The sequence below is a fragment of the Streptomyces sp. TRD_SC_5 genome, assembly GCF_056836825.1.
Genome location: NZ_JBWZZS010000001.1, coordinates 537,423 through 552,455, shown reverse-complemented (window position 1 = coordinate 552,455; position 15,033 = coordinate 537,423). Strand labels below are relative to the sequence as shown.

General features: G+C 72.4%; 16 protein-coding genes. 8 read left to right on the top strand and 8 right to left on the bottom strand.

Annotation, left to right across the window (positions count from 1 at the left end):
• The first annotated feature begins 10 nt into the window (after positions 1-10).
• Positions 11-1,849, top strand: a complete 1,839-nt coding sequence (locus AC1P0E_RS02585; protein WP_482740511.1) for a serine/threonine-protein kinase — start codon at positions 11-13, stop codon at positions 1,847-1,849.
• 18 nt (positions 1,850-1,867) lie between these two features.
• On the opposite strand, the gene AC1P0E_RS02580 is transcribed toward AC1P0E_RS02585, so the two are convergent.
• Entirely contained in the window at positions 1,868-2,857 is a 990-nt protein-coding gene (locus AC1P0E_RS02580) for a LacI family DNA-binding transcriptional regulator (protein WP_482745630.1), read from the bottom strand.
• A 196-nt stretch (positions 2,858-3,053) separates the two neighbouring features.
• Here AC1P0E_RS02580 and AC1P0E_RS02575 point away from each other — a divergent pair, with 196 nt between their 5' ends.
• Both AC1P0E_RS02575 and AC1P0E_RS02570 read left to right on the top strand, forming a co-directional pair.
• Positions 3,054-4,013, top strand: coding sequence for an ROK family protein (locus AC1P0E_RS02575; protein ID WP_482740510.1), 960 nt, complete (start codon positions 3,054-3,056; stop codon positions 4,011-4,013).
• A 39-nt stretch (positions 4,014-4,052) separates the two neighbouring features.
• Entirely contained in the window at positions 4,053-4,562 is a 510-nt protein-coding gene (locus tag AC1P0E_RS02570; RefSeq protein ID WP_482740509.1) for a tetratricopeptide repeat protein, read from the top strand.
• 4 nt (positions 4,563-4,566) lie between these two features.
• Here the strand turns inward: AC1P0E_RS02570 and AC1P0E_RS02565 are convergent, their stop codons facing one another.
• Entirely contained in the window at positions 4,567-4,755 is a 189-nt protein-coding gene (locus tag AC1P0E_RS02565; RefSeq protein WP_214967020.1) for a hypothetical protein, read from the bottom strand.
• 265 nt (positions 4,756-5,020) lie between these two features.
• On the opposite strand from AC1P0E_RS02565, the gene AC1P0E_RS02560 reads away from it, so the two are divergent.
• Complete coding sequence (locus AC1P0E_RS02560; protein WP_482740508.1) at positions 5,021-6,058, top strand: NUDIX hydrolase; 1,038 nt, start codon at positions 5,021-5,023, stop codon at positions 6,056-6,058.
• On the opposite strand, the gene AC1P0E_RS02555 is transcribed toward AC1P0E_RS02560, so the two are convergent.
• Together AC1P0E_RS02555 and AC1P0E_RS02550 are read right to left on the bottom strand one after the other, a co-directional pair.
• Entirely contained in the window at positions 6,017-6,730 is a 714-nt protein-coding gene (locus tag AC1P0E_RS02555; RefSeq protein WP_482740507.1) for an MBL fold metallo-hydrolase, read from the bottom strand. The genes AC1P0E_RS02560 and AC1P0E_RS02555 overlap by 42 nt on opposite strands.
• 69 nt (positions 6,731-6,799) lie before the next feature.
• The gene (locus tag AC1P0E_RS02550) at positions 6,800-8,164 is read right to left on the bottom strand and encodes a M20/M25/M40 family metallo-hydrolase (RefSeq protein WP_482740506.1); all 1,365 of its coding nucleotides are present in this window, start codon (positions 8,162-8,164) and stop codon (positions 6,800-6,802) included.
• Positions 8,165-8,326: 162 nt separating this feature from the next.
• On the opposite strand from AC1P0E_RS02550, the gene AC1P0E_RS02545 reads away from it, so the two are divergent.
• Complete coding sequence (locus AC1P0E_RS02545; protein WP_482740505.1) at positions 8,327-9,541, top strand: geranylgeranyl reductase family protein; 1,215 nt, start codon at positions 8,327-8,329, stop codon at positions 9,539-9,541.
• A 19-nt stretch (positions 9,542-9,560) separates the two neighbouring features.
• Here AC1P0E_RS02545 and AC1P0E_RS02540 read toward each other — a convergent pair whose 3' ends face one another.
• A complete protein-coding gene (locus tag AC1P0E_RS02540) occupies positions 9,561-10,016 on the bottom strand; it encodes a nitroreductase family deazaflavin-dependent oxidoreductase (protein ID WP_482740504.1) in 456 nt (151 codons plus the stop codon).
• 141 nt (positions 10,017-10,157) lie between these two features.
• Here AC1P0E_RS02540 and AC1P0E_RS02535 point away from each other — a divergent pair, with 141 nt between their 5' ends.
• The 3 genes from AC1P0E_RS02535 (at position 10,158) to AC1P0E_RS02525 (ending at position 13,065) form a co-directional block, all read left to right on the top strand.
• Positions 10,158-10,916: a TetR/AcrR family transcriptional regulator gene (locus AC1P0E_RS02535; RefSeq protein WP_482740503.1), complete on the top strand. Its 759-nt coding sequence runs from the start codon at positions 10,158-10,160 to the stop codon at positions 10,914-10,916.
• A gap of 188 nt (positions 10,917-11,104) precedes the next feature.
• The gene (locus AC1P0E_RS02530) at positions 11,105-12,403 is read left to right on the top strand and encodes a sensor histidine kinase (protein ID WP_482740502.1); all 1,299 of its coding nucleotides are present in this window, start codon (positions 11,105-11,107) and stop codon (positions 12,401-12,403) included.
• Positions 12,400-13,065 carry a response regulator transcription factor gene (locus AC1P0E_RS02525; RefSeq protein WP_482740501.1) on the top strand — a complete coding sequence of 222 codons (666 nt, stop codon included), beginning with the start codon at positions 12,400-12,402 and terminating at the stop codon, positions 13,063-13,065. The genes AC1P0E_RS02530 and AC1P0E_RS02525 overlap by 4 nt, the downstream gene beginning before the upstream one ends.
• Here AC1P0E_RS02525 and AC1P0E_RS02520 read toward each other — a convergent pair.
• The 3 genes from AC1P0E_RS02520 to AC1P0E_RS02510 form a co-directional block, all read right to left on the bottom strand.
• On the bottom strand, positions 13,026-13,304 hold the full coding sequence (locus tag AC1P0E_RS02520) for a DUF6332 family protein (protein ID WP_482740500.1): 279 nt from the start codon (positions 13,302-13,304) through the stop codon (positions 13,026-13,028). The two genes, AC1P0E_RS02525 and AC1P0E_RS02520, sit on opposite strands and share 40 nt — an antisense overlap.
• A 225-nt stretch (positions 13,305-13,529) precedes the next feature.
• Positions 13,530-14,264 carry a maleylpyruvate isomerase family mycothiol-dependent enzyme gene (locus tag AC1P0E_RS02515; RefSeq protein WP_482740499.1) on the bottom strand — a complete coding sequence of 245 codons (735 nt, stop codon included), beginning with the start codon at positions 14,262-14,264 and terminating at the stop codon, positions 13,530-13,532.
• Between the two features lie 33 nt (positions 14,265-14,297).
• On the bottom strand, positions 14,298-15,005 hold the full coding sequence (locus AC1P0E_RS02510) for an SCO4225 family membrane protein (RefSeq protein WP_482740498.1): 708 nt from the start codon (positions 15,003-15,005) through the stop codon (positions 14,298-14,300).
• Positions 15,006-15,033 lie beyond the last annotated feature (28 nt).

Here is a 15,033-nt window from a genome sequence, read left to right as displayed (position 1 = left end):
CGGGGCAGTGGTGGCTACGGGGGAGAACGAGCGGTTGGCCGGCCGCTACCGGGTGATCGAGCAGCTCGGCAGAGGCGGCATGGGCGTCGTCTGGCGCGCTGTCGACGAGGTGCTCGGCCGCGAGGTCGCGGTCAAGGAACTGCGTACGTACAACGACTCGTCGGGGCCCGAACTGGACGGCCTGCGGATCCGGATGCAGCGCGAGGCGCGGGCCGCCGCGCGCGTGCGCCACCCCGGAGTGATCGCCGTCCACGACGTCACCGAGCACGACGGCCGCCCGGTCATCGTCATGGAACTCGTCGACGGGCCCTCCCTGGACGGCGTACTGAGCGAACGGGGACTCCTGGACCCGCGCGAAGCCGCGTCCATCGGCGCCAGGGTGCTCGAGGCGCTGGCCGCGGCGCACCAGGTGGGGGTACTGCACCGCGACGTCAAGCCCGGCAACGTACTGCTCGACCGCAACAGCGGGCGGGTGGTTCTCACCGACTTCGGGATCGCCGCGATGGACGACCCGGGCGACGGCTCGACGACGCACCTCACGCGCAGCGGCGAACTGGTCGGCTCCCTCGACTACTTGGCGCCCGAGCGCGCCCAGGGACAGGAACCGGGGCCCGCGTCGGACGTCTGGGCGCTCGGCGCGACGCTGTACGCGGCGGTGGAGGGCGGATCTCCGTTCCGCCGTACGTCGACCTGGTCCACGCTGACCGCGATCGTCCAGGAGCCGCTGCCGGAGCCGCGTCGGGCGGGGCCGCTCGGGCCCGTACTCCAGCAGCTGATGAGCAAGGACCCGGCGCAGCGCCCCGACGCCCAGGAGGCGGCCAGGCTCCTCACCGCGGTCGCCGCCGGTCAGGACACGGCGGCGCAGGCCGGCGCCGGCCCGGGTCTCGCAGCGCCCCGCGAGGCGACCGTGCGCGATGTGCTGCCGCACCGGCCGGAGGGATTCGGCCCCGCGGCGAGCCCGCTGCCCGCGCAGCCGGGTCAGCCGGTCCAGCCCGTCCAGCAGGGCCAGTCATTCCAGCCTGCCCCGGTCGCAGCGCCGACGCCTGTGCCCGACCCCTCCCCGGAGCGCAGGCCGGGTCGGGGCAGAGCGGCCGTGGCGGCGGGCGTCGCGGCGGTCCTGCTGGCCGGTGGCGGCGTGACGTACGTCCTCACCGACCGTACGGAACGGACGTCCGGCGAGCTGGCGAAGGGGGCGGAGGACAGCGCGTCGCCCAGCAGCCTCGACCGGATGCCTGCGGGCGGTGAGCCTTCCGCTTCCGCGACGAAGAAACCGGCGGGTGCCAAGCCCTCCGGCCAGGGGCCCGACGAGAGCCCGAGCCCGGACGAGAAGCCGGCGGCCGGTGGCGACGGAGACACCAACGGCTCCCATGGCTCCGACGGGGACTCGGGCGGTGGCTCCGCCGGGGATTCCGACGGCGACGCATCCGGTACGTCCGGCTCCTCCGGCGGTTCGGACGCGTCGGGCGGCTCCGGTGATTCGGGCGGCTCGGCGGCCGGCGGTTCCGGGAGCGGCGGCTCGACGACCACGGCCGGCGGCGGGAGCGGTCCCGATGACCCGGCCCCGGAGCCCGCCTGCCACGGCATCGGCGGCGGCAAATACAACTGCACGGTCTGGAAGACCGCGAAGTCGTACACGGCGTCCGGCGCCGAGGCGGGCGTGCTGAACGCGGGCACCAACTACTTCTACTGCCAGCAGAACCTGGGCCGCAGGGAGACCTCCGGCCAGTGGACGAACGTCTGGTGGGCCAAGACCGACGACGACAGCGGCAACACCGGCGTCTTCGTCAGCGACGTCTACATCAAGGGCGGCAACAACGACCAGCCGGTGCCCGGCCTGCCGGTCTGCTGAGGCGGGGCGGCACCGGCCTCAGGCGGTCCACGGCGGGATCTCGCCCGACCCCCGCGCGATGAGGCGCGTCGGCAGCTCCACGCGCGCGGGAGCGTCGTTCACGCCGTCGAGGCGGCGGAAGAGGCGGTCGGCCGCGGCGCGGCCCAGCAGGGCGGCGTCCTGCGCGACGACGGTGAGGCCGGGCTGGAGCAGGTCGGCGAGTTCGATGTCGTCGAACCCGACCAGGGCGACGGGGCGCTCCCGGCCGGCGAGGACCCGTACCGCCGTCACCGTCACGCGGTTGTTGCCCGCGAAGATCGCGGTGACCGGCCCGGGGCCGTCCAGCATCGCGGTGACCGCCTCCCGCACCCGCTCGGGAGCCGTGGAGCCGAGCGACACCCAGGCGTCGTCCACCGGCAGTCCGGCCTCCTCCATCGCGGCGTAGTAGCCGCGAAGACGCTCATTGGCCGTGTGGATGCGCGGCTGGTCGCCGATGAAGCCGATACGGCGATGGCCGTGCCCGATCAGATGCGCCACGCCCTCGCGCGCGCCGCCGAAGCTGTCGGAGAGCACCACGTCCGCGTCGATCTTCCCGGCGGGGCGGTCCACGAAGACGGTGGCGACGCCCGCCGCGATCTCCGGTTCCAGATAGCGGTGGTCGTCCCCGGCCGGGATCACGATCAGCCCGTCGACGCGCCGGGCGCAGAGCGCTAGTACCAACTCCTGTTCACGAGCGGGGTCTTCGGCGCTCGATCCGTTGATGAGCAGGGCGCCGTGAGCGCGGGCCACTTCCTCGACGGCGCGGTTCAGCGGCCCGTAGAAGGGGTCCGCGAGGTCTTCGAGGACCAGGCCGATGCTCGCGGTGCGGCCCTTGCGCAGTACGCGCGCGCTGTCGTTGCGGCGAAAGCCCAGCGCCTCGATCGCCTCCTGGACGCGCTGTTCGGTGTCGGGCGTGACGCCCGGTTCGCCGTTCACCACGCGAGAGACCGTCTTGAGGCCGACTCCGGCGCGGGCGGCGACGTCCTTCATGGTCGGCCGGTTGCCGTAGCGGAGCTCGGGGCGGCTTTCGGTCTCGGCCACAGTGCGATGTCCTGTCGTCGTAGTCGGGTGCGGTCGGTGCTCGAACGGTGTGGCGTCGAGCATAGGGCCTGGACAACGTTGTCAACTGAATGGAGACTTGCTCTGACCTGCTACCCACCCCTGCCCGCCTGGAGACCAGACACCGATGCACACCGACCTCGTCGCCGCTCTCGACATCGGCGGCACCAAGATCGCCGGCGCGCTGGTGGACGGTGAGGGCCGGATTCTCCTGCGCGTGCAGCGGCCCACGCCCGCCCGCGAGGACGGCGAGAGCGTGATGCGCGCCGTCGGTGTGGTGCTGGCGCAACTGTCCGGGTCCCCCCTGTGGGAGCGCGCCACGGCGGTCGGCATCGGCAGCGCGGGACCCGTGGACGCCTCCGCCGGCACGGTCAGCCCGGTCAATGTCCCCAGCTGGCGGGACTTTCCGCTGGTCGAGCGGGTGCGCCGGGCAGCAGCCGGCCGGCCGGTCACCCTCGTCGGCGACGGTGTGGCGATGACCGCCGCCGAGCACTGGCAGGGCGCGGCCCGCGGCTACGGCAACGCGCTGTGCCTGGTCGTCTCCACGGGCGTCGGCGGCGGTCTGGTCCTTGGCGGGCAGCTCCACCCCGGCCCGACCGGCAACGCGGGCCACATCGGCCACATCAGCGTCGACCTCGACGGCGACCCGTGCCCGTGCGGATCGCGCGGCTGCGTCGAGCGGATCGCCAGCGGCCCCAACATCGCACGCAGGGCGCTCGGCCAGGGCTGGCGGCCGGGGCCCGACGGTGACGCCACGGCCGCCGCGGTGGCGGCCGCCGCCCGCGCCGGAGACCCGGTCGCTGTCGCGTCGTACCGGCGGGCCGCCCAGGCCCTGGCCGCCGGCATCGCCGCCACCGCGACGCTCGTGGAGATCGAGATCGCCGTCATCGGCGGGGGAGTGGCGGGCGCGGGCGACGTGCTCTTCTTGCCGCTGCGCCGAGCCCTGCGCGAGTACGCCACGCTCTCCTTCGTACAGCGCCTCAAGGTCGCTCCGGCCCTGACAGGGACCGATGCGGGCCTGGTGGGTGCGGCAGCCGCCGCCCTGCTCGGCGGGAAGCCGGGCGAGGCGGCGACGTACGTCGGATAACACTTTGCCCTGCCCCTCCCACCGTGCGAGCGTGGGCGCGTGAACGGTGATCAAGAGCGGAACGCGGCCCTGGCGGAGGCGGTACGGCTGCGCGAGGACGGCCGGGCCGCCGAGGCCCGCGTCCAGTTGGTGGCGCTGGCCGGGCGGTATCCGCGGGATGCCGAGATCGCCTACCAGACCGCGTGGGCGCACGACGTGCTCGGCCTGGAGAGCGAGGCCGTGCCCTTCTACGAACGCGCCCTGAGCGTCCCCGGTCTGCCCGCCGAAGACCGCCACGGCGTCTTCCTCGGCCTCGGCAGCACCTACCGCGTGCTGGGCCGCTACGAACCCGCCCTGCGGACCCTGCGCCGCGGCCTGGCGGAGTTCCCCCACGACCCCGCCCTGGAGTCCTTCCTGGCCATGGCCCTGTACAACACCGGCGAAGGCCGCGAAGCCGTACGGACGCTGCTCAAGGCCCTGGCGGCCACCAGCAACGACCCAAGGGTGCGGAGCTACCGCGGTGTGATCGAGCAGTACGCCGACGACCTCGACGCCACGCAGCAGCCGTAGCCGCCTAACCCCGCCCCTGCGATCCGGCTTCCGCCGCCCGCTGCACCACGACCACCAGGAACGCGTCCGCCTCCAGGTCCATCACGACCTCGGCCGGACATCCCTCCGCCCGCCGTGCCAGGGCGAATTCCTCGGCCGGCCAGCTGCCCCTCGGGCCTCCGGCCGGGAACTGTTCCAACACCATGCGACTCATGCCGCACCCCGTTCCCATGCCTGCTGAACTTCTGCTCCGGTTGCCCCAACGAGACTCCGCGCACGTGCGTCACGGTTCCCGGATCCCATCAGGGCACCCTCTCCCTCTCTTCGACGCCACCTGTGCCCCGCACCGTTGCCCCTGGCATGCAACAGCATCGGCACGGTTGTGTGCCCAAACGGTCGCGGGCACCATGCGGTGACCCCGGGTTTCCGTGGCAGAGTGTCGCGGGCGAGCCACAGGGGGCGACGGAAGAGGGGGAACCGTGATCGTCTGGATCAACGGTGCGTTCAGTGCGGGCAAGACCAGCGCCGCGCGCGAACTGATCGATCTGATCCCGAACAGCACCTTCTACGACCCCGAACTGATCGGCGGGGGACTACGAGAACTACTGCCGCAGAAGCGGCTCGCGGAGGTCGGCGACTACCAGGACCTCCCCATCTGGCGCCGCCTGGTCGTGGACAACGCGGCCGCGCTGCTCGCCGAAGTGGGCGGCATGCTGGTGGTGCCCATGACGCTGCTGCGTCAGGGATACCGCGACGAGATATTCGGCGGTCTCGCCGCGCGCCGTATCCCGGTGTGCCATGTGCTGCTGGCGCCGGACGAAACGATCCTGCGTGGGCGGATCGCCGCCCGTGAGGAGCTGGTCGACGACCCCGAAGGCAGCGAGCGCGTACGGCAATGGGCGTACGAGCACATCGAGCCCTATCGCGTCGCGCTGTCGTGGCTCGCCGGCGACGCGCACGTCATCGACACCAGCGCGCTCACCCCCGCCCAGACCGCCGTACGGATCGCCGACGCCGTACGGACGGGGGCGGCCAGGAGCTGCGAGATCGTACAGACGCCCGAGCCGACCGCCGAAACCGTCGCCGCAGGAGTCCTGCTCTTCGACGACGCGGACAGGGTGCTGCTCGTCGATCCCACCTACAAGCCGGGCTGGGAGTTCCCCGGCGGTGTCGTGGAGCAGGGGGAGGCGCCCGCGCGCGCCGGGATGCGCGAGGTCAAGGAGGAGATAGGCATAGAACTCCGAGACGTACCCAAGCTGTTGGTCGTCGACTGGGAGCCGCCACGGCGGCCGGCGTTCGGCGGCCTGCGCCTGATCTTCGACGGCGGCAGACTCGACAGCGCGGCGGCCGGGCAGCTGGTGCTGCCCGGCTCCGAACTGCGCGGCTGGCGCTTCGTCAGCGAGGAGGAGGCCGCCGGGCTGCTGCCGCCGAACCGGTACGAGCGGCTGCGCTGGGCCCTGCGGGCCCGCGAGAGGTCAGCCGTGCTCAATCTGGAGGCCGGAGTCCCGGTCGGCTGATGCCCGCAGAGCGGCAGCCGTGCCGTCCGTCAGCGGGTCGCCGTGGCCGAAGCACGCGGTGGCGGGGGCGAGCGCCGCCAGGCGGCGGAAGGATCCCAGGGCCCGCTCGCGGTCGGTGTTGAACACGCCCAGCATGACCTGGCCGACGCCCGCGACACAGTCGCCCGTGAACAGCACACCGTGGTGCGGGAGATGGACGGCGATGCTGCCGTCCGTGTGGCCGGGGGAGTGGACGACCCGCGCGCCGTCGCCGAAGCCGAGCAGGTCGCCGTCCTCGGCCTCCCGGTCCACCCGGGTGGGCGGGGCCGGCGGCACGGTCAGCCCGTGCGCGTACAGCGGACGCTCCCAGTCCAGCAGTACGGGCTCGGGCACCGGCTGCTCGCCGCGGATCACGGGCGCGTCCAGCCGGTGCGCCACCACCTCGGCGCCGTACCGCTCCGCGAGCTCCCCGGCGGCGCCGACGTGGTCGCGGTGGCAGTGAGTGAGGACGATCCGGCGGATGTTCTCGGGGCGCAGGCCCAGGCTCCGTATCGCGCCTTCGATGCCGGCCGCCGCGTCCTTGTCGCCCGCGTCGATCAGGGTCAGCTCCTCGCCGTCGCGCCAGAGGTACGCCTGGCCGATGCGGAAGCGGAACATGTGCAGTCGTTCCGGAAGTACTTCGACGAGATCCATGCGGCGAACGTACGACGGGCCCGTCGCCCGCCGCACGGATCTACGCTGACGGCGATCTCCGCTCAGCGCTTAACCCTGCTTCGAATGGGCGTAGTTGGTGAGGAACAACGCCTCGGCGACGGAAAGCCGCTCCAGTTCCTCGGGCGAGACACTCTCGTTCACCGCGTGGATCTGCGCCTCGGGCTCGCTCAGCCCGATGAGCAGGATCTCGGCCTTCGGGTAGAGCGCGGCGAGCGTGTTGCACAGCGGGATCGAGCCGCCCATGCCGGACGTCTGCATCTCCTCACCCGGGTACGCCACGCGCATCGCCTCCGCCATCGAGGTGTACGCCGGGCTGCTGACGTCCGCCTTGAACGGCTGCCCCTGGCCCACCTGCTCCACCGCGACCCGCGCGCCCCACGGCGTGTGCGCGACGAGATGCGCGGTGAGCAGCTCGGTCGCCTCGCCGGCGTCCTGACCCGGCGGCACCCGCAGGCTGATCTGCGCCCGCGCGCTCGCCTGGAGGGACGGCGTCGCGCCGACGACCGGCGGGCAGTCGATGCCGATGACGGTGACGGCGGGGCGCGCCCAGATGCGGTCGGCGACCGTGCCCTGCCCGATCAGGCCGACACCGTCGAGGACCCGCGCGTCCTTGCGGAACTCCGCCTCGGGGTATTCCAGACCGTCCCAGGAGGAGTCGGCGGTCAACCCGTGCACGGTCGTCGAACCGTCTTCGGCGCGCAGCGAGGCCAGCAGCTGGATGAGCGCCGCCAGCGCGTCCGGCGCGGCGCCGCCGAACTGGCCGGAGTGCAGGTTGCCTTCGAGGGTGTCGACGCGCACGCGCAGCATCGTCATGCCGCGCAGTGTCGCGGTGACCGTCGGCAGGCCGACGCGGAAGTTGCCGGTGTCGCCGATGACGATGGTGTCGGCGGCGAGGAGATCGGGGTGTGCCTCGGCGTACTGCTCCAGGCCGCCCGTTCCCTGCTCCTCCGAGCCCTCGGCGACGACCTTCACCGACACCGGCACGCCGCCGTTCGCCTTGAGGGCGCGCAGCGCGAGCAGGTGCATGATGAAGCCGCCCTTGCAGTCGGCGGCGCCGCGCCCGTACCAGCGGCCGTCGCGCTCGGTCAGCTCGAACGGCGGCGAGACCCACGCGGACTCGTCCAGCGGCGGCTGCACGTCGTAGTGCGCGTACAGCAGAACGGTCGGAGCGCCCACCGGGCCCGGCAGGAAGCCGTACACCGACTGGGTGCCGTCAGGGGTGTCGAGCAGTGCGACGTCCTCGAAGCCCTCGGCGCGCAGCGTGTCGGCGCACCAGACGGCGGCCGCCTCGCACTCGCTCTTCGGGAACTGAGCGGGGTCCGCCACCGACTGGAAGGCCACCAGCTCGGCGAGCTCCGTCTTCGCGCGGGGCATCAGCGAGGCGATGGTCTCGGCTATCGGGTGGGCGGTCATGGGCACGCTCCTCGTGAGTGCGACGTTGTTGTACGTGTATGTGTTCGTACGGGGTGGCCGACAAGCACCGCCCGATCCTCCCACAGAGAGATCGGCGGCTCCTGCGCCGTAGGATGCGACAGCAGTACGGATCACCGGGCGGATCAGGAGCAGAAGCACATCGTGAGCAGCGAGAACGCAGACGCCGGACGTGAGCACGACGAACCGGTGTGGGACGTGGTCGTGGTCGGTGCCGGGCCCGCCGGGGCGTCGGCGGCATATGCGGCCGCGGCCGCGGGACGGCGTGTGCTCCTCCTGGAGAAGGCGGAGCTGCCCCGTTACAAGACCTGTGGCGGCGGCATCATCGGGCCTTCGCGCGACGCACTGCCGCCCGGTTTCGAACTGCCGTTCAGGGACCGGGTGCACGCCGTGACGTTCTCGCTGGGCGGGAAGCTGACGCGGACACGCCGTTCGAAGCAGATGCTCTTCGGGCTCATCAACCGGCCGGAGTTCGACGCCGCGCTGGTCGAGGAGGCACAGAAGGCGGGCGCCGTGGTCCGTACCGGAGCGACGGTGGCGCGCGTCGAGCAGCACGGCGCGGCCGTGCCGGACCGGCGCACGGTGGCCGTGGTCCTGTCGGGCGGCGAGACGGTGCTGGCCCGTGCGGTGGTCGGCGCGGACGGCAGCGCGAGTCGGATCGGGGCTCATGTCGGGGTGAAGCTCGACCAGGTGGACCTCGGCCTGGAGGCCGAGATTCCGGTGCCGGAGACGGTTGCCGAGGACTGGGCGGGACGGGTTCTCATCGACTGGGGGCCGATCCCGGGGAGTTACGGCTGGGTGTTCCCCAAGGGCGAGACGTTGACGGTCGGGGTGATCTCGGCGCGCGGCGACGGCGCCGCCACCAAGCGGTACCTGGAGGACTTCATCGCCCGGCTGGGCCTGGCCGGTTTCGAACCGGACGTCTCCTCGGGGCATCTGACGCGCTGCCGCAGCGACGACTCGCCGCTGTCGCGCGGCCGGGTGCTGGTGTGCGGGGACGCGGCGGGGCTGCTGGAGCCGTGGACCCGTGAGGGGATCTCCTTCGCGCTGCGGTCGGGGCGGCTCGCGGGGGAGTGGGCGGTGCGGATCGCGGAGGCGCAGGACGCCGTGGACGCCCGCCGCCAGGCGTTGAACTACGCCTTCGCGATCAAGGCGGGGCTGGGTGTGGAGATGGGTGTCGGACGGCGGATGCTCGCGTTGTTCGAGCGGCGTCCGGGGCTCTTGCATGCGGCCATAACCGGATTCCGGCCTGCCTGGAAGATGTTCGCCGGGATCACGCGCGGCTCGACATCGCTGGGCGAGATCGTACGTACGCGCCCTGTCGTGCAGCGCGCGCTGAGTGCGCTGGACAGGCCGTAGGCGGGACGTTCTGCTGCCGTCAGTTCTTGACGGTGATGCGGAAGACGGGGTGGTCGGGGGCTGCTGCCAGGAGCTCCTCGTCGGAGGACTTGGCGGTCACGCCCTTGAAGTACTGGTTGACCTCCCAGCCCCAGCGCTCCAGGTAGGTGCGGAGCACGAGCAGCTTCTCGTCGTCGGGGATCTCGACGGCGGTGAAGCTGCGGACCTTGCGGCCCACCTGGAGTTCGCCGTGGCCGGCCGCGCGCATGTTGCGGACCCACTGGGAGTGGCCGCGGGCCGAGACCAGGTACTGGGCGCCGCCGTGGGTGTGCGGGTTGACGGGGATGCGCTGCGGCCGGCCGCTCTTTCGGCCCCGGACGGACAGTTCGGCCGAGCCGAGCAGGCTGAAGCCGTGGCGGGCGAGCCATCCCACGACGTTGTTCAGCCTGATGGCCATGGGGCTGCCCTTGAGGTAGTAGGGCTGGGACTGAGACATGACGGCCTCCGCAAGTCGGGGATCGCGATTGCGAGAGCACTGCTCTCGATTGAGATCAGTGTGCACGGAATCGGCGATCCAAAGCAAGAGCAGTGCTCTCCTTATTGGTCAGTGCTCTCCGACGTGGCAAAATGCACTGCCATGAGCACCATGCGCGGAGCCAGAGAACGAGCCCGGACCGAAGTGACGGCGGCCATCAAGGAGGAGGCCCGCAGACAGCTTGCCGCCGAAGGCGCCGCGAAGCTCTCGCTGCGCGCCGTCGCCCGCGAGCTCGGCATGGTCTCCTCCGCGCTCTACCGCTACTTCCCCAGCCGCGACGACCTCCTGACCGCCCTGATCGTCGACGCGTACGACGCCGTGGGCGCCGCCGCCGAGACCGCTCTCGCCCGGCGGCCCGCCCGCGCGTCCCACCCCGCCCGCTGGACCGCCGTCTGCGCGGCCGTACGCGCCTGGGCCCTCGCGCACCCCCACGAGTACGCCCTGATCTACGGCTCGCCCGTCCCCGGCTACACCGCCCCCGCGGCGACCGTCGGCCCCGCCTCCCGCGTCGGCCAGGTGCTCATCCGCGTCGTACGCGAGGCCCACCAGGACAACGGCCTCGCCGTCCCGCCCCTCACCGCCGCCCTCCACCCCGAGGCCCGCCGGATCACCGACGACGTCGCCCCGGACCTTCCCGCGCCCGTCGTCACCGCTCTGGTCGCCGCGTGGTCGCAGCTCTTCGGCCTGATCTCCTTCGAGGTCTTCGGCCAGTTCAACCGCATCGTCGAGGACCGCGACACGTTCTTCGAGCACTCCGCCGCAGGCCTCGCCCAGGCCGTGGGGCTGATCAGCGGCAGAGGCCAGGCAGCCGGCACCGCACCCGGCACCGCCGCCACGCCCCGCAGCAGCGCCGGTTCCTGACGCGGCACCCGCTGCTGCGGCGAGCGCGCCCCGGACCCGGATCGGCGCACATCGCCTCCGCGATGCGGCGCCGCGGCTCCTTCGTGCGCCGGCAGCGCGTCCGACGACGACGTACTGCGCAGGGAGTACCTGTGATCACGCCGCCCGGCTGACGACCCGGCCGCCGCGCCCGGTCTAGCGTGGCCGATATGAAACCGCAGCATGAACGGTGGTGCGGCGGTCCACCCCGGCAGCGGGGCGGCCCGCCGCGATGGCAGCCCTGGGCGGCCCGGCCGACGGGCGGCCGGCTGCCGTGGGTCTCGACACTGGCCGTGACCGTGTTCGTGCAGGCGGGGTCGGGGTTCGCGGCCGGTGGGCAGCTCGACCGGGAGCCCCTCGACGTCTTCGCCCGGCTCCTGCTGTTCGCGGGAGCGGCGCTGCTTCTGCTGCGCCACCGGTACCCCGTGTTCGTGGCGTTCGGTACGTCCGCGGCCGCCATGCTCTACCTGGGTGCGGGGTATCCGTACGGACCGGTCTTCGTTCCGGCCGCCATGGGCTGCTTCGCCGCCGTCGTCGCCGGTCACCGGCGGGCCGCCTGGTGGGCACTCGGCATGCTCTGGGTGGGCCATGCGCTGATCTCGCACTGGTTCTACAAGTGGCTGCCGCCCGGCGGGGACGAGCCCGCGCCCTGGGGGCAGGAACTGGTGGTCGCCGCCTGGGTGGCGGCCATCCTCGCCGCCTCGGAACTCGTGCGCGTACGACGGGAGCAGCGGGCGCGCGAGCGCGTCGAGCGTCAGGCCGCCGAGAAGCGGCGCGCCGACGAGGAACGGCTTCGCATCGCGCGCGAACTTCACGACGTACTGGCTCACAGCATCTCCGTCATCAACGTCCAGGCGGGCGTCGGACTGGCCCTCCTCGACTCGGACCCCGAGCAGGCCCGCAGCGCCCTGACCACCATCAAGGCCGCCAGCAAGGAGGCGCTGGGCGAGGTACGGCAGGTCCTCGACACGCTCCGGACGCCGGGCGACGCCCCGCGCTCCCCGGCGCCCGGACTCGACCGGCTTCCCGAACTGGTGGAGCAGGCATCGGGGGCCGGTCTCACGGTGGGGATCGAGACCGAAGGGGTACGGTCCGCGCTGCCGCCCGGCAGCGACCTCGCCGCCTTCCGCATCGTCCAGGAGGCCCTGACCAACGTGGTCCGGCACTCCGGCTCGCGCACGGCCCGCGTCCGGCTCGGTTACGCGCCCGGCCGCCTGGACCTGCGGATCGACGACGACGGCCCGGCCACCGGCGGCGACGCGGGCGGCAGCGGCAACGGCCTGGTGGGAATGCGCGAGCGTGCGTCCGCCCTCGGTGGCACGATCGAGGCCGGGCCGCGCCCGGACGGCGGCTTCCGCGTGGACGCCACGCTTCCGTTCCCCGCCGCGCAGACCGCGCAGAACCCGCCGGACTCGCAGAACTCGCAGAACTCGCAGAACTCGCAGAACTCGCAGAAGGAGAACTCGTGATCCGCGTACTGCTCGCCGACGACCAGTCGCTGGTACGGGCCGGCTTCCGGGCCCTGCTGGACGCGCAACCGGACATCGAGGTCGCGGGGGAGGCGGCGGACGGCGAGGAGGCGGTGCGCCTGGTGCGCGAACTGCGCCCCGACGTCGTACTGATGGACATCCGCATGCCAGGGCTCGACGGTCTCGCCGCCACGCGCGGGATCACCGGCGACGCGGAGCTGCACGACGTAAAGGTGATCATGCTGACCACCTTCGAACTCGACGAGTATGTCTTCGAGGCGATCCGCAACGGGGCCTCCGGTTTCCTCGTCAAGGACACCGAACCGGAGGAACTGCTGCGGGCGGTACGGGCCGTGGTGGACGGGGACGCGCTGCTGTCGCCCGGCGTGACGCGCAGGCTGATCGCTGAGTTCGCGGCCCGCTCCAAGGAACCGGGCAAGGACGAGGCGCTGGTTGAGCTGACCGACCGGGAGCGGGAGGTGATGGCCCTGGTGGGCATCGGCCTGTCCAACGAGGAGATCGCCCGCCGGCTCGTCGTCAGCCCGCTCACCGCGAAGACGCACGTCAGTCGCACCATGGTGAAGCTGGGCGCCCGAGACCGGGCCCAACTGGTCGTACTGGCCTACGAGTCGGGGCTGGTGCGTCCCGGCTGGCTCGGCTGAGTCCCGGGCGCGCCGCGGTAGCCCCACAGCACGTGCACGATGCGCAGGACGAAGACGAGCACGGCCGCTGCGCTTCCGGACACGAGCATGGCCCTGGACAGGGCCTGCGGGGCGTCGAAGACGTACCAGGGGCCCGTGACGGCGGCGAAGGTGACACCCGCGAGCACCACCGCGCTCAGTACGGCGTAACCGATCTCGATCGTCATCGCGTCGCGCTGAGCCTGCGTCCTCGTCCTCATGTCCCGAAGTCTCACAGCGTGTGCGGCCGACGGGCAAGAGCACCCGTCGGCCGCACACGTCCCCCTCGGCGGTCGGTCTCGGACGCCTCCCTACGGGCTTGGCGGAAGGACGGCCTGGTCCGTCGCGGGATGTGCGGCGAGGACCGCAGGGGCGTGAGGTCGCGCTCACCGAACGCGGGCCGGGCGCGGCGCGGCATGCCCAGGTCCGGCCCCTCCAGTGCGCGGTCAGACGGGCGACTTCTCCTGCCACAGGCGGGCGAGCGCGTCGTCACCGGACACCGAGATCTCGGAGAGCGGCAGCCGGTTCCACAGGACTTGATACAGCCGCTCGGCGGTCCCGCTCAGCTCGCAGTCCGCGGTGCCCTGCGAGGTGCGGTCCGTGCGCGGCGGCCCCTCGGAGAGCCGTACCGTCCATACGTCGTCCGAGTCCGTCACCCGTACGCGCAGGACGCGCGGTTCCTCGGTGCGCACCCGGCTGCGGTCGCGGGCATGGAAGCCGCGCAGCAGCTCGTCGATGCCGTCCGCCGCGAACTCCTGAGGCAGAGCGGAGAACCCGGCGCCGAGCGCCGACTCGGCGTCCACGCGGTGGACCGCCGTCTCGTGCGCCTGCCGCCGGGCCCAGAAGGCGAGCGGCGACGGCGCGGGCAGGAAGGCCCAGCACTCCAGGTCCTGGGGCGCGGCCTTCAGCGCCGCGACCAGCAGGGTGTGGCCCTCGCGGAACCAGGTGAGCAGCGCGTCCCCGTCCAGGTCCGGCTCGCTCCCAGGAGCCTGGCGCTCGCTGAGCCCTGTCGTGATGAACGACATCGCCCACCGGTGGATTATGCCCGTGTGCCGCAGCAGGTCACGCACCTGCCAGCCGGTGCAGGTGGGCACTTCGGCGCCGGTGCCCGCCTTTTCGGCGGCGGTGGCAAGCAACTGACCTTGCTCGTCCAGCAATCCAATGAATCTGGCCATCTCCATGGGGAAGATTCTGTCAGCCGCGCGCTGCGACGGTCAGGCGCCCTGCGGATGGGCGGGACGGGGCGAGGTCCCGCGGAGCAGCCGCACGAACCACCCGAGCGCGAACGCCTGGATGAGCACGGAGAGCGGCAGAGTGACGTACAGGAACCAGCCCGACTCGGTCACGGCCGTCCCGAACAGGTCGCCGCCGATGAAGAAGGCGAAGATGGTCGGCGCGCTCAGGAGGAACAGCCAGACCCCGGCGAACGAGGCGTCCTCGTGCGTCACGAAGAGAGTGTCCACCGTGACGAACACCGCGGTCGCCGCGACCAGTCCGAGGTAGGCCAGCGAGGCGGGATTGCGGAACGTCAGGCGCGCCGCGGCGCGCAGTCGTCGAGCGGTCATGGTGGTCTCTCCGTCCGGTGTGGTCCCTCCAGAGTGCGCCCCCGGGGCCGGACGCGCCTGAGTACGCCTACTCAGCCGGGACCCGTGCGAAGACGCGGCGGTGGCGAGTGTGTGGGTGCTGTCGATGAGGGGGTGGATGCGGCCGTCGGCGACCGCGGGCTGCAGTTGCCGGCCTGCGGACGCGACGACCTCACCGAGCTCGGTGGCTCTGGTGAAGCCGAAGGACACTCCGCGCAGGCCCAGGCGCCGGTAGGACAGGGCGTCGAGGTCGATGGCATCCTCGGCCTCCTGGGCCGCCGACCAGCACCTCGCCGCCGCACCCCAGGGCTGAACGACGACCCGGCTCGCCGCGTGCAAGCCGTCACACCGCCGTCCCTGGCGATGT

Bases quoted from the DNA above. Each gene is read 5' to 3' on its own strand.
- AC1P0E_RS02515 (WP_482740499.1), bottom strand. From the start codon at position 14,264: ATGGAGATGGCCAGATTCATTGGATTGCTGGACGAGCAAGGTCAGTTG.
- AC1P0E_RS02540 (WP_482740504.1), bottom strand. From the start codon at position 10,016: ATGTCTCAGTCCCAGCCCTACTACCTCAAGGGCAGCCCCATGGCCATC.
- AC1P0E_RS02565 (WP_214967020.1), bottom strand. From the start codon at position 4,755: ATGAGTCGCATGGTGTTGGAACAGTTCCCGGCCGGAGGCCCGAGGGGC.
- AC1P0E_RS02575 (WP_482740510.1), top strand. From the start codon at position 3,054: ATGCACACCGACCTCGTCGCCGCTCTCGACATCGGCGGCACCAAGATC.
- AC1P0E_RS02530 (WP_482740502.1), top strand. From the start codon at position 11,105: ATGAAACCGCAGCATGAACGGTGGTGCGGCGGTCCACCCCGGCAGCGG.
- AC1P0E_RS02555 (WP_482740507.1), bottom strand. From the start codon at position 6,730: ATGGATCTCGTCGAAGTACTTCCGGAACGACTGCACATGTTCCGCTTC.
- AC1P0E_RS02535 (WP_482740503.1), top strand. From the start codon at position 10,158: ATGAGCACCATGCGCGGAGCCAGAGAACGAGCCCGGACCGAAGTGACG.
- AC1P0E_RS02520 (WP_482740500.1), bottom strand. From the start codon at position 13,304: ATGAGGACGAGGACGCAGGCTCAGCGCGACGCGATGACGATCGAGATC.
- AC1P0E_RS02550 (WP_482740506.1), bottom strand. From the start codon at position 8,164: ATGACCGCCCACCCGATAGCCGAGACCATCGCCTCGCTGATGCCCCGC.
- AC1P0E_RS02580 (WP_482745630.1), bottom strand. From the start codon at position 2,857: ATGAAGGACGTCGCCGCCCGCGCCGGAGTCGGCCTCAAGACGGTCTCT.